Raw genomic sequence first — 13,171 nt, 5'->3', positions numbered from 1 at the left:
AAAAATTAAATGACAATTACTTATATAAAAACATTAGTCCATAAAGATCTAAATAAAGTCAATGAATTAATATTAAATAAATTACATTCTAAAATTAAACTAATCAATAGTCTAACAAATTATATAATTAAAAACGGAGGAAAACGTTTAAGACCACTGTTAGTTTTATTATCTAGTCATTCTTGCGGGTATAAAGGATCAAATCATATAAGATTAGCAGCAATGATTGAATTTTTTCATACAGCTACATTATTACATGATGACGTAATTGATGAATCTTCATTGAGAAGAGGACATGAAACAGCAAATCAAATCTGGGGAAGTAAAGCTAGTATTTTAGTAGGCGATTATTTATTTACACAAACTATACAAATTATGGTAGATATAAATCATCCTGAAATACTAAAATTACTATCAGATACTTCATATCAAATAAGTTGTGGAGAAATCAAACAATTAACTAATCAATACAATATTTCATTATCAATTACAGAATATTTTGATATTATTAAAAAAAAAACAGCTTTATTATTTGCAACATCAGCAGCAATTGGAGCATTTATTAGTAATTCTCATAAAAAAATTATAACAAATTTATACAATTACGGATTACATTTAGGAAATGCCTTTCAATTAATTGATGATGCATTAGATTATTCTTTGGAAACAAAAATGGTAGGAAAAAATATTGGAAAAGATTTTTTTAATGGAAAAATTACCTTTCCATTGCTATATGCATTAAAATCTGGAACAAAAGAACAAAAAAAGGTAATATTTCAAAATATTAAAGAAAGAAATTTAAATAATTTCAATAAAATATTAATTATAATCAAAGAAACAAAAGCTATAGAAGCAACAAAAAAATATGCAAGAATTGAAATATTACGAGCTATTTCATATCTAAAATATATACCAGAAAGTATTTATAAAAACGCTTTGAAAAAGCTTGCATATTTTTCTTTAAATCGAAATTATTAAACTTACATATTTACTATTTCTTAAATAAACAATATTGAAATAAAACTTTTATTTTTATAAAATAAAAAGGCAAAAATACTTTACATATATTAACTATTATTATTACTAAATAAAATTTCTTTCTTATAAAATGATTTATTACTTGTCAAATATATATTTCAAAAAAATATTTTTTATAAATATTATCGAAATATTACTTATTGTATGGATAATAAACTATCAATTTAAACAAAAACTTTTTATAAAAAAAAATTTAAACGAACTCAAAATAAATATTGAAAATCAAAACAAAAATATTGAAATTAATTTACAAACTATTTGTTACAAAATACAAAAAGATATAAATGATATTGAAGCAGAAAAAAAAATAAATATATTAAATAATATTAATAACATAATCAAACAAGAAATCAAAAACGTTTACGATCAAGTAAATTATAATTTTACTCAATGTATAAATTTATTATCATCTAATTTTCATTTTATTAACCAAGAAATACATTTAAATTTTAAAAATTTAATACAACAAATAGATCATAAATTTACTAATGAATTAAATAAAAATACTCCAATGTTTACTAACATAATGCAACAACTCACTATTATTGATGAAGCACAAAAAAAAATATCACAATTATCAATGAATATCATTAGCATACAAGATATTTTAACAGATAAAAAATCTAGAGGACTTTTTGGAGAGATTCAACTAAACACCCTTATAGCTAATGCAATTCCAAAAAACCATTATCAAACTCAATACACTTTAAGTAATCAAAAAAGAGCTGATTGTATATTGTTTATGCCAGAACCTAATGGGCATATAGTCATTGATGCTAAATTTCCATTAGAAACTTATAAAAAATTAATGAACAATAATATTTCTGAAATAGAAAAAAAAAATCTTAGGCAACAATTTAAACAAGATGTACAAAAACATATTAAAGATATTGCGGAAAAATATATTGTACTAAATGAAACAACAGATAGCGCTATAATGTTTATACCATCAGAATCAATATTTTCTGAAATCCATGCAAATTATCCAGAAATCATTAACTTATCACATAGTTTACGCGTTTGGATTACTTCTCCTACAACTTTAATGGCTATTTTAACAACAGCAAGAACAATTTTAAAAGATATCGATACAAAAAAACAAACACATATCATTAAAAAACATTTAGAAATTCTTTCTTACGATTTTCAACGATTTGAACAACGAATGGACAAACTTTCTAAACACATTAATTTAGCATATCAAGACACTAATGAAATACACATATCATCTAAAAAAATTAGCAAAAGATTTAAAAAAATTGAATCAGTAGAAATAGAATTAACAAAGAAATAAAAATCTTTTTTCATATCATAAAATATCTAAATATTATTTCCCGACTATTCTAAAAAATCAACAGAATATACATATATTATATTTAAAATAATAAGATAAATGTTTTACAAAAAAACATTAAATTTATAAAATTTCTTTTTTATAAAAAAATTTTATATTTATAATATAATTTATATATAATTATTTAATTTAAAATTACATAAATTAAAAAAACAATGAATCAATAATTTATTTATAACTGCCACAAAAATTATTTATTATATTAAAATGACAATGATTCCACTAATAAAAATTAAACATCTTTCAAAAACTTATGAAAAAAAAATTATTATAAATAATCTCAATTTATCTGTATTTCATGGTGAATTTTTAACCTTATTAGGACCATCCGGGTGCGGAAAAACAACTTTATTACGTTTAATTTCTGGATTTGAAAATCCATCTTCCGGGGATATTTTTATAAATGAAAAAAAAATTAACACTATACCACCTCAAAAACGTGAAATACACACAGTATTTCAAAATTATGCTTTATTTAATCATTTATCCGTTCAAGATAACATAGCCTTTGCCCTACACTGCAAAAATATAAAAAAAAAAGAAATTATTAACCGTGTTAATAAAATACTACAACTAGTAGAACTAGAAAATTTTGCAAAAAATAACATAAAAAACTTAAGCGGTGGTCAAAAACAAAGAGTAGCTATTGCCAGAGCAATTATTGACCATCCAAAAGTATTACTATTAGACGAACCATTAAGTTCACTTGACTATCATCTTAGAAAAAATATGCAATATGAATTAAAAAAATTACAAAAAAAACTAAAAATAACTTTTATATTTGTTACACATGACCAAGAAGAAGCACTATCTATTTCCGATCGAATTGCCATTCTTAATTGTGGAAAAATTGAACAAATAGGCACTCCAAAAGAAATTTATAAATCACCTATTAATATTTATGTTGCAAAATTTATAGGAGATACAAATATCTTTTATATAAAAGTCCTAAAAATTAATAAAAATATTTTTATGGCAAAAATAGAATCTATAATATTATCTTTTATAAATATAAATAATTATAAACTTAATGATTATCTCTACCTTATAATAAGACCAGAAAATATATATTTATCAAAATCTAAAACAATACAAAAGAAAAATATCACAAATATAAATATTTTACCTGGTAAAATTATAGACATAATATATAAAGGATCGACAATAAACTTTAAAATTTTATTAAATTCAGGAAAAATTATAAATACTATCAAAATTTTTAATGAAAACAATGAATCATCAAAATATTGTATAAACCAAAAAATTTGGATTTATTGGTTTTTAGGAAACGAAATTTTACTTCCATATGAAAAAAAATTTTAAATTTATACCAATATACTTCATTTATATTTGGCTCATTTTTTTTGCTATTCTTCCACTAAGCTTAATGTTTATTATTAGTTTCTTTACCAAGAATAGTATAAGTTTATTTTCTTTACCGTTAACTTTAAATAATTATAAAGAATTATTTCTCCCAATGTTTGCAAAAATTTTTTTTAAATCATTATTTATTGCTTTACTAACTACAACATTATGTTTGATCATTGCTTATCCATTTAGCTATGTACTAGTAAGATCAAAATATCAGTCTTTATTAATAATATTTATTATTATACCATTTTGGACTAATTCATTAATACGCACTTATTCATTAGTAACAATACTCAAATTTAAAGGAATTATTAATAAAATACTTTTCTATTTGCATATAATTAAAACACCTTTACATATATTATATTCTAATTTTGCAGTATTAATAGGACTAGTTTATAATCTATTTCCATTTATGGTTTTGCCATTATTTACAAATATGAAATATTTTAATTTTGAACTTATCGATGCAGCAAAAGATTTAGGCGCAAATAAATGGATTATATTTTATTATATTTTTCTTCCAAATACAGTTCCTGGAATTATATCTGGATGCTTATTAGTTTTTTTACCATCTATGACCCTGTTTTATATTCCAAATATTCTTGGAGGAGCAAAATCAATGCTATTAGGAAATTTTATTCAAAACCAATTTTTATCATTAGAAAATTGGCCAAAAGGGTCAGCAACAAACATAATATTAAGTATTTTTTCTTTAATAATATTTATATTTTATCATTATAAAAGCAATAAAAAATAAAATGAAATTCGTTATACAAAAAATATATATTATAACTATTTATTTTTTTTTATATTTTCCAATATTAATATTAATAATTTATTCAATAAATGATTCCAAATTTTCTTTACAATGGCATGGATTTACTTTTAAATGGTATAAAAAACTTTTTCACGATCATATTTTATGGATATCTTTCATAAATTCTATAGAACTAGGATTAAGTTCTTCTATTATTGCTACCTTAATAGCTTTTTTTACATGTATTTATTTATTTTTCTATACAAATTATCACCATTATGGTATACATTTAACACTAATTTTACTAATTGTCATTCCTGACTTAATATTTGGAATTTCTTTATTATTATTTTTTCGTACTATCTTTATCCCTCTTGGTTTTATTAGTTTACTAATAGCACATATTACTTTTTGTCTACCTCCTTCTATTTTAATAATAAACAATTATCTTAATAGTATTGATTCCAATATATATTTTGGAGCTATTGATCTAGGAGCTACACAACTAATTGTGATAAAAAAAATATTATTTCCAACATTATGGCCATCAATATTAATTTCTATATTATTATGTTTTACAATTTCTATTGATGATGTTATTATTAGTTATTTTTTAACTGGACCAAATTTTAATTTGTTATCATTAACAATTTATTCTTTAGCTAGAACAGGAATTACTCCGGAAATTAATGCATTATGTTCCATTACTATTGGAATATCAATAATAATAGCATTTATAATTTTCTACTTATTTTCTAATCAATTTAAATGAAAAACATTATTATATTGCTATTACTAATTATTATTAATAATAGCGTTTTTGCAAAGAAATCGATAATCAATATTTATATCTGGGGAGGAGAAATACCTGAATCTATAATACAAAAATTTGAAAAAGAAACCGGTATTCAAGTTAATTTCTCTACTTACGACAATAATGAAACTATGTATACAAAACTAAAAACAAGTAAAACAAATATATATGATATTATTTTACCATCTTCTTATTTTGTAGAAAGAATGAAAGTACAAGGTATGTTACAACATATAAATCATCAACAATTACCAAATCTTAAAAATCTTGATTATCATTTTTTACATCATTATTACGATTTTAACAATCAATATAGTGTGCCTATTACATGGGGAGTCACTGGAATTTTTTATAATAATACAAAAATTAATTCACCACCTAATTCTTGGAAAAATTTTTGGAATAAAATCTGGAAAAATCAATTAATGTTACTTGATGATTCTCGTGAAATATTTTCTATATCATTAATTAGCTTAGGATATAATCCGAACGATAAAAACCCTAATCATATAAAACAAGCTTTTAAACATCTATTAAAACTTATACCAAATATAAAGTTATTTGCAAGTGATAATGTACAATCTATTATTGTGGATGAAGATGCCATTATAGGTGCCGTTTGGAACTCTGATATTCTGAAATCTGAAAAAGAAAATAAACATATCAAATTTTATTATCCAAAAGAAGGATTCATTGTATGGATAGATTGCTTAGCAATTCCAAAGAATCCTCCTCATATAAAAGAAGCATATAAATTCATTAATTTTATACTCCAACCAAATATTAGCAAACAAATTACTTTAAATGAAGGTTTAGCTATTACAAATTACAAAGGCTTTATGTCTTTACCAAAATCTATTAAAATAAATCCAATTATTTATCCATCTGGTAATATATTAAATCGAGCTTACTTTCAACGTGATTTAGGAGAAAAAATTTTAAAATTATATAATGAATATTGGCAAGAACTAAAAATGTCATTTTAATAATAATTAAATTTTAAATTATTAATTTGATTATTTAAAATTCAAAATTAATGTTTATTTTGATGATAAAAACGAGCTGCAAGAATAAAATTTTTAAAAATTGGATGACTATTCCTAGGAGTAGAAAGAAATTCTGGATGAAACTGACATCCAATAAACCAAGGATGATTGGGTATCTCAATAACTTCAACTAAATTATCTATAGCTGAATATCCAGATATTAATAATCCATTTTTCTTTAAATCCATAATATATTTATCGTTGATTTCATATTTATGCCTATGTCTCTCAATAATTTCTAATTTATTATAAATTTTATATATAAGAGAATTCTTTTTTAATTTACATACCTGGGCACCCAATCGCATTTTACCATTCAAAATATTATTATTACTATCTATATTAACATGATTAAAAATTTTATCATGTTTACAACAAAAATGTTTTTCTTCTATCAACACAATTACTGGATAAAGTGTATTTTTATCAAATTCTGTTGAATTAGCCTTATATAATCCTACTACATTTCTAGCAAATTCAATTACAGCTATTTGCATTCCTAAACAAATTCCTAAAAATGGAATTTTAAATTCCCTAGCATAACGAACTGATACAATTTTACCATTTATTCCTCTATCTCCAAACCCACCTGGAACTAAAATCCCATCTAACATTGAAAAAAATAATTCACATTGATCATCCTTTATTAGATTAGCATCAATATAAACAATATCAATCTTAGTTTTTGTATGAATTCCAGCATGCAATAAGGCCTCATTAATAGATTTATATGCATCATTTAACTTTATATATTTTCCAACTATACCAATTTTTACAGTCATCGTTTGACATGCTTGAGCTTTTACAACATCTCTCCAATCTTTTAAATCAGTTTGTTTTAATTTTAACTTTAATTTTTTTTCTACTATCTTATCTAAACCTTGTTTATGCAACAACAATGGTATTTGATAAATATTACTAACATCCTTTAAAGAAAAAACACTATTTTTCTCAATATTAGCAAATAAAGCAATTTTCTGTTTTTCATAAAATGATAATGATTTTCTGGATCTAGCAATTAATATATCAGGTTGTATACCAATAGAACGTAATTCTTTAACTGAATGTTGAGTTGGCTTTGTTTTTATTTCACCAGATGAAATAATATATGGAACAAGAGTTAAGTGTATAAATAATGATTTTTCTACTCCTAATTCCATTCTCATTTGACGAATTGCTTCTAAAAAAGGCAATGATTCTATATCTCCAACTGTACCACCTATTTCAACTATAACTATTTCAAATCCTTGAGAGCCTTTTCTAATAAGATATTTAATTTCATCAGTAACATGAGGTATTACCTGAACTGTATCACCTAAATAATCTCCCCTTCGCTCTTTTTTAATAACAGATTCATAAATCTTACCAGAAGTAAAATTATTAAGTTTAGTCATGGTAGTTTTAACGAATCTTTCGTAATGACCTAAATCTAAATCTGTTTCTGCCCCATCATGAGTTACAAAAACCTCTCCATGTTGAAAAGGATTCATAGTTCCAGGGTCAACATTGATATAGGGATCTAATTTAATTAATGTAATAGAAGCACCTCTAGCTTCAAGAATAGCTGAAAGGGAAGCAGAAGTAATTCCTTTCCCTAAAGAAGAAACAACTCCCCCTGTAACAAATATATAATTTGTCATACAAAATTTATTTTATAAAAAACAAATACATTGATAGTTAATTTTATATCTCAAACAAAATATGTTAAAAACAACACTAATTTTATTTGTAGAAATTTATTTAAAATCAAATCTTAACTTAAAACTTAAAATAAAAAGTTTTGTTAAGCTTAATATTTTTAAATGATCATTTATTTTATTCTTAATAAATGTCCTAATTTTTTTTGTTTTGTTTTTAAATAAATCCTATTATCATCCGTTGCATTAATAACCAATGGTAAACGTTCAACAATATTAATGCCATATTTCTCTAATGCTATAACTTTCTCAGGATTATTAGTTAATAATCTTATTTTATTAAAATTTAAATATTTTAATATTTGAAAAGCAACAGAATAATCACGATTATCTGCCGGTAAACCTAATTTTAAATTAGCCTCTACTGTATCATATCCCTTTTCTTGAAGAGCATATGCTTTTAATTTATTAGATAAACCAATTCCTCTTCCTTCTTGTCTTAAATAAATTAAAATCCCTCCCTTACAATTGATTTCATATAAAGCTTTATGTAATTGCATTCCACAATCACATTTACATGATCCAAATACATCTCCAGTAATACATTCAGAATGAATACGAACCAATGGAATTTCATCATGTAATTCCGATAATTTTGTTAATATAAAATGTTCATTATTATCTATAACATTAGAATATACTGTCATAAAAAATTCTCCATAATTTTTTAATGGCAAACGAATCGTTTCTATTTCAGAAATCAATTTTTCATTTTTAATTCTATAATCAATAAGATCACGAATATTTACAAGATTTATATCATATTTTTTTGAAAAAAGAATTAAATCATTAAGTCTACTCATTGTTCCATTTTCATTAATAATTTCACAAATAACAGAAGCAGGTCTTAATCCAGCCAATTTTACTAAATCTATACTAGCTTCAGTTTGTCCAGCTCTATCCAATACACCATTTTCTTTAGCCAACAAAGGAAAAACATGTCCTGGAGAAATAATATCATCCGATTTACTCAATGCAGATACCGCTACTTTAATAGTATGAGCTCTATCATAAGCTGATATACCAGTAGATACTCCATGTGCTGCTTCTATAGAAACAGTAAAAGCAGTTCCATATGGAGATTTATTATTATTTACCATCATTGGTAATTTAAATTTATTTACTAATGAACGATCCATAGGCATGCAAATTAATCCTCTTCCAAATTTACTCATAAAATTAATTATTTCAGGAGTAACAAATTCAGCAGCAACAACTAAATCTCCCTCATTTTCTCTATTTTCATCATCCATTAAAACAATCATTTTTCCAGATTTTAAAACCATTAAAGCCTTATCTATACTTATAAAAGGATTTTTCATACTATAACTACTCCTAAATCTCTATAAAATTTCTTAATTTAACATAAAACATAATAAACACTTATGATTAAAATATTTTATGACATGTTAAATAATAAAAGTATTTACTTATTTACAAGATACAATATATTTTTTATATAAAAAACATACTTCATTTCAATTCAAATCTTCTTACCTTTTTAGCCACATTATTCAATACACCATTTACATAACGATAACCTTCATTAGATCCAAATTCTTTATTTAATAATATAGACTCACTCAAAATAACCTTATAAGGTATATAAACACAGTAAATTAATTCAAATGTTCCTATTCTTAATGTTGTTAATTCAATTGGAGTTAAACTTTTAATAGTTCTGTCAAGAAACATTATTAAATAACCCTCTATAATTTTTAATGAATTTACTATTCCAAATAATAAATACCTAAAATACAATATATCTATTTTCCCCGAATCATAAAGAACACGAAATTGTAATTCAATATCTCTAATATCATATTCAGACATTAACCATTGATAAAGAGCCTGTAATACTAACCTTCTTGCTTGTCTTCTTTTAAAAAAAATTATTTTTTTCAATATTCTATTCTAAAACATAAACATATTTTCTATGTATAATTATTATTATTAACATATATTCACCAACAAACATCACACATATAATAATATGTATTAATTAATATCACTTATATAATATATATTTAACAATTTTTAAAAAATATACAAATATTAAAAGTACTTAAAAAAAAATATAATTAATGGTTAACTTTATAAGTATTTAAAATTTATTAAAAATACTTGTTTAAAATATTAAACATAGATAAAGCACAATCTACCACTTCTCTTCCTTTACATCCAAATTTTCCGTTAATACGTTCTAAAGCCTGCTTTTCATTGTCAGTAGTTAAAATACCAAAAATTACTGGAATATTAAAAGTAATAGCTACTTTTTGACAACCATAACTAACTTGCTGACAAACATAATTGTAATGATCTGTATTTCCTTTAATAACTGAACCTAAAGTAATAATAACTTTTACTTTGTTACTAATTGCTAATCTCTTTACAATTAATGGAATTTCAATTGCTCCAGGAACTTCAATTAAGATTATATCCTTTTGAAGGAAACCTAACTCACCCATATAAGATAATGTACTATTTTTTAATAATGATGTAATGTCATAATTAAAATAACTCACTACTATACCTATAGGAAAAGATTTAATTAAACTAACATTTGTTTTTTGATTACTCATTTTATCATTACCCATATTAGATCGATACATAAAACATATATATTTATATTTTTTCTACTAAACTATCTTTACATAATAAACTTAATATATAAAAACTAATTATACTTCAATTGATTCATTTTTATAACATTTAAAGTTTTTAATTGATGTAGTACTACTCTAGTTAAATAATCAAATTCAACATTTAAACGTTGGCCTAACTTAAAATAATTAATTGTAGTAATTTTTAATGTATGAGGAATTAACATTAATTTAATATTTCCATCTATAATATTATTAATAGTCAAGCTTACCCCATCTAAAGCAATACTACCTTTTATAAAAACATAAGGCAAAAAAGAATTAGAAAAATCTCCAACTACTAATTCTACACAATTTTCAAAAATATTTTTTTCCTTTACTATAGCAATAGAATCTATATGCCCTGTTAAATAATGGCCACCAAATCTTCCATATGCTGGCATAGCTCTCTCAAGATTAACAATATCTCCAACCTTTAATTTTTTTAACGTAGTACAAAGCAATGTTTCTGGAGAAACATCAAACATTAAAAAACCCTCTTTTTTTTTAGCAAATAATGTTAAACATACTCCATTAACAGATATACTTTCTCCTATACATAAATCATTAAATTTCGATTTAATAATTAAACGTCTTGTATATTTCTTAATAATATTACAAACTATTCTTCCCCTATCTTCAATTATACCAGTGAACATACTATTATTTTCCTTATATTATAAAACAATATTAATATTTTACTATATTTTAATATATAAACTTGCAAATTATTTTTAAATAACATTTGAAATACCAAATAATATTATATAAATATCATGTATCAAAAAATAAAATTTTTTTGAAAAATATTATATACTTATAGCTCATATCTAAAAATATAACTCAAATATATAAAATATATTTTTTAAAAAATACTACAAATAAAGCTGCAAAAAGATCATCCATCATTATTCCTAACCCATTTTTAATATTATAATCAATAAAACAAATTGGAATAGGCTTTAATATATCAAATAACCTAAATAAAAATAAACTAATTATTATATCACATGCTTCATTTGTAAAACTTACTGACATTGCTATAAAATAACCAACAATTTCATCAAAAACAATTCTTTTATCATCACATAATCCAGTAATATTAGAAGTATTATTAACAATAAAAATACCAATAAAAAAAAAATATGCATAGAAAAACATACAATTTTAAAGAACAAAATGAAACTAAAAATAAATATATAGGAATTGAAACCACAGTAGCAAAACTACCTGGTGCTTTAGGAATAAAACCACTCCCAAAGCCAAATCCAAAAAAATAAATTAAAACATTAAAAATTTTTTTCACCATAAAAATATTTTTTAAAAATTAAATTAGTTATACATCCATCTAAAACCTTTTTAAAAATAAATATCTTAAAAATATTCTTTAATTCCATTCTATACAAAGAATAGCATTATCTTTTTTTATTTTCCAATATATTTTTTTTGATCTACAAAAATCAATTTGTCTTTGAAAAGCTGAAATAGCTTTCCCTAATAATAATCTAGGAGCTATATATACGTATGTGCATTGTACTAAATTATAATAATGTAAATTAGAAAATAATTTTCCACCTGCTTCTACCCAAACATCATGATACCCCATATTTCCTAAATGACTAATAATAGTTTTTATATCTAAAAAATTAGCACTACTTCTAACTGGATAATAATAACAATTATTAATGATATTTTTAATATCATACTTAGAATCATAATATATATAACAAGATTTCGCACTATAAAAAACTCTCATATCTTTATTCAAAGATAAAGAACGATCTAATATGGCTATAGGCTTTTTAATACTTTTATTTCTTAATCTAACATTTAACAATGGATTATCTCGTTCTATAGTCTTTGATGTAGTTAATATCACATCACTATACAAACGTTGTTTATGAGTAAATTCTGAACATAACTTATTAGAAATTAAACATCGTTCTTTATTTTTTAAAAATGAAATTTTTCCATTTAATGACTGTGCTATTTTTGCTGTGATCCATGGTTTTTTATTTTTAACCCAATAATCATAACTTTTATAGAAAGAATTAACTTCTTCTAAAGGAAAATATATAACTTTAATTCCAGCATTTTGTAGAATTTTAGATGTATTATTTTTCTTTACAATAAAATTTGGATCAGGAAAACCATATACAACTTTGTATACACCATAAGCTATAATAGCATTAACACATGGTGGAGTTTTTCCCCAATGATTACAAGGCTCTAATGTAACATACATGATCAAATGTTTTATATTTGTAGGTATTTTTTTTAATACAGAAACTTCTGCATGTTCAGATCCAAATCCACGATGATAAGATTTAGCTATAATTTTATTATCTTTCACCACTACTGCTCCTACACTTGGATTTGGAGAACAAAAACCTTTTCCTAACCAAGCTTGTTTAAGAGCTAATCGCATAAAAATCTTATGAATATTCAT

At 23.0% G+C, this 13,171-nt stretch carries 14 protein-coding genes; 7 read left to right on the top strand and 7 right to left on the bottom strand.

Going from position 1 to position 13,171, the window contains the following annotated elements; genetic code table 11:
* Positions 1-9: 9 nt before the first annotated feature.
* From RQL38_RS00070 to RQL38_RS00045, 6 genes are all read left to right on the top strand, one after another.
* Positions 10-978: a polyprenyl synthetase family protein gene (locus tag RQL38_RS00070; protein ID WP_338521593.1), complete on the top strand. Its 969-nt coding sequence runs from the start codon at positions 10-12 to the stop codon at positions 976-978.
* A 130-nt stretch (positions 979-1,108) separates the two neighbouring features.
* A complete protein-coding gene (locus RQL38_RS00065) occupies positions 1,109-2,332 on the top strand; it encodes a DNA recombination protein RmuC (protein ID WP_338521591.1) in 1,224 nt (407 codons plus the stop codon).
* Between the two features lie 273 nt (positions 2,333-2,605).
* Positions 2,606-3,715 carry a polyamine ABC transporter ATP-binding protein gene (gene potA, locus RQL38_RS00060; protein WP_338521589.1) on the top strand — a complete coding sequence of 370 codons (1,110 nt, stop codon included), beginning with the start codon at positions 2,606-2,608 and terminating at the stop codon, positions 3,713-3,715.
* Entirely contained in the window at positions 3,699-4,523 is an 825-nt protein-coding gene (locus RQL38_RS00055; RefSeq protein WP_338521587.1) for an ABC transporter permease, read from the top strand. The genes potA and RQL38_RS00055 overlap by 17 nt, the downstream gene beginning before the upstream one ends.
* A 1-nt stretch (position 4,524) precedes the next feature.
* Positions 4,525-5,295: an ABC transporter permease subunit gene (locus RQL38_RS00050; RefSeq protein ID WP_338521585.1), complete on the top strand. Its 771-nt coding sequence runs from the start codon at positions 4,525-4,527 to the stop codon at positions 5,293-5,295.
* Positions 5,292-6,323 (top strand): spermidine/putrescine ABC transporter substrate-binding protein, encoded by a 1,032-nt coding sequence (locus tag RQL38_RS00045; protein ID WP_338521584.1) that lies wholly within the window; start codon positions 5,292-5,294, stop codon positions 6,321-6,323. Before RQL38_RS00050 ends, RQL38_RS00045 begins: the two co-directional genes overlap by 4 nt.
* A gap of 47 nt (positions 6,324-6,370) precedes the next feature.
* Here the strand turns inward: RQL38_RS00045 and RQL38_RS00040 are convergent, their stop codons facing one another.
* From RQL38_RS00040 to RQL38_RS00015, 6 genes are all read right to left on the bottom strand, one after another.
* A complete protein-coding gene (locus RQL38_RS00040; protein ID WP_338521582.1) occupies positions 6,371-8,023 on the bottom strand; it encodes a CTP synthase in 1,653 nt (550 codons plus the stop codon).
* Between the two features lie 170 nt (positions 8,024-8,193).
* A complete protein-coding gene (gene ribB, locus RQL38_RS00035; protein WP_338521580.1) occupies positions 8,194-9,402 on the bottom strand; it encodes a 3,4-dihydroxy-2-butanone-4-phosphate synthase in 1,209 nt (402 codons plus the stop codon).
* Positions 9,403-9,553: 151 nt separating this feature from the next.
* Positions 9,554-9,985 (bottom strand): transcription antitermination factor NusB, encoded by a 432-nt coding sequence (gene nusB / locus RQL38_RS00030; RefSeq protein WP_338521578.1) that lies wholly within the window; start codon positions 9,983-9,985, stop codon positions 9,554-9,556.
* Between the two features lie 209 nt (positions 9,986-10,194).
* Positions 10,195-10,692, bottom strand: coding sequence for a 6,7-dimethyl-8-ribityllumazine synthase (ribH, locus tag RQL38_RS00025; protein WP_338521576.1), 498 nt, complete (start codon positions 10,690-10,692; stop codon positions 10,195-10,197).
* Positions 10,693-10,757: 65 nt separating this feature from the next.
* Positions 10,758-11,381 carry a riboflavin synthase gene (locus RQL38_RS00020; protein ID WP_338521574.1) on the bottom strand — a complete coding sequence of 208 codons (624 nt, stop codon included), beginning with the start codon at positions 11,379-11,381 and terminating at the stop codon, positions 10,758-10,760.
* Between the two features lie 184 nt (positions 11,382-11,565).
* A complete protein-coding gene (locus tag RQL38_RS00015; protein WP_338521572.1) occupies positions 11,566-11,883 on the bottom strand; it encodes a phosphatidylglycerophosphatase A in 318 nt (105 codons plus the stop codon).
* Here RQL38_RS00015 and RQL38_RS00010 point away from each other — a divergent pair.
* On the top strand, positions 11,868-12,002 hold the full coding sequence (locus tag RQL38_RS00010) for a hypothetical protein (RefSeq protein WP_338521571.1): 135 nt from the start codon (positions 11,868-11,870) through the stop codon (positions 12,000-12,002). The genes RQL38_RS00015 and RQL38_RS00010 overlap by 16 nt on opposite strands.
* Before the next feature lie 107 nt (positions 12,003-12,109).
* Here RQL38_RS00010 and ribD read toward each other — a convergent pair whose 3' ends face one another.
* Positions 12,110-13,171: a bifunctional diaminohydroxyphosphoribosylaminopyrimidine deaminase/5-amino-6-(5-phosphoribosylamino)uracil reductase RibD gene (ribD, locus tag RQL38_RS00005; protein WP_338521569.1), complete on the bottom strand. Its 1,062-nt coding sequence runs from the start codon at positions 13,169-13,171 to the stop codon at positions 12,110-12,112.

Origin of the sequence: Candidatus Legionella polyplacis (assembly GCF_037013735.1) — a bacterium.
In the GTDB taxonomy this organism is placed as follows: Bacteria; Pseudomonadota; Gammaproteobacteria; order Legionellales; family Legionellaceae; genus Legionella_E; species Legionella_E polyplacis_A.
This window is presented reverse-complemented; position numbering and strand designations above follow the sequence as displayed.

Bases quoted from the DNA above. Each gene is read 5' to 3' on its own strand.
- RQL38_RS00055 (WP_338521587.1), top strand. From the start codon at position 3,699: ATGAAAAAAAATTTTAAATTTATACCAATATACTTCATTTATATTTGG.
- RQL38_RS00040 (WP_338521582.1), bottom strand. From the start codon at position 8,023: ATGACAAATTATATATTTGTTACAGGGGGAGTTGTTTCTTCTTTAGGG.
- RQL38_RS00020 (WP_338521574.1), bottom strand. From the start codon at position 11,381: ATGTTCACTGGTATAATTGAAGATAGGGGAAGAATAGTTTGTAATATT.
- ribD (WP_338521569.1), bottom strand. From the start codon at position 13,171: ATGAATATTCATAAGATTTTTATGCGATTAGCTCTTAAACAAGCTTGG.
- RQL38_RS00045 (WP_338521584.1), top strand. From the start codon at position 5,292: ATGAAAAACATTATTATATTGCTATTACTAATTATTATTAATAATAGC.
- RQL38_RS00010 (WP_338521571.1), top strand. From the start codon at position 11,868: ATGCATAGAAAAACATACAATTTTAAAGAACAAAATGAAACTAAAAAT.
- RQL38_RS00070 (WP_338521593.1), top strand. From the start codon at position 10: ATGACAATTACTTATATAAAAACATTAGTCCATAAAGATCTAAATAAA.
- RQL38_RS00065 (WP_338521591.1), top strand. From the start codon at position 1,109: ATGATTTATTACTTGTCAAATATATATTTCAAAAAAATATTTTTTATA.
- ribH (WP_338521576.1), bottom strand. From the start codon at position 10,692: ATGTATCGATCTAATATGGGTAATGATAAAATGAGTAATCAAAAAACA.
- RQL38_RS00015 (WP_338521572.1), bottom strand. From the start codon at position 11,883: ATGTTTTTCTATGCATATTTTTTTTTTATTGGTATTTTTATTGTTAAT.
- RQL38_RS00050 (WP_338521585.1), top strand. From the start codon at position 4,525: ATGAAATTCGTTATACAAAAAATATATATTATAACTATTTATTTTTTT.
- potA (WP_338521589.1), top strand. From the start codon at position 2,606: ATGATTCCACTAATAAAAATTAAACATCTTTCAAAAACTTATGAAAAA.
- ribB (WP_338521580.1), bottom strand. From the start codon at position 9,402: ATGAAAAATCCTTTTATAAGTATAGATAAGGCTTTAATGGTTTTAAAA.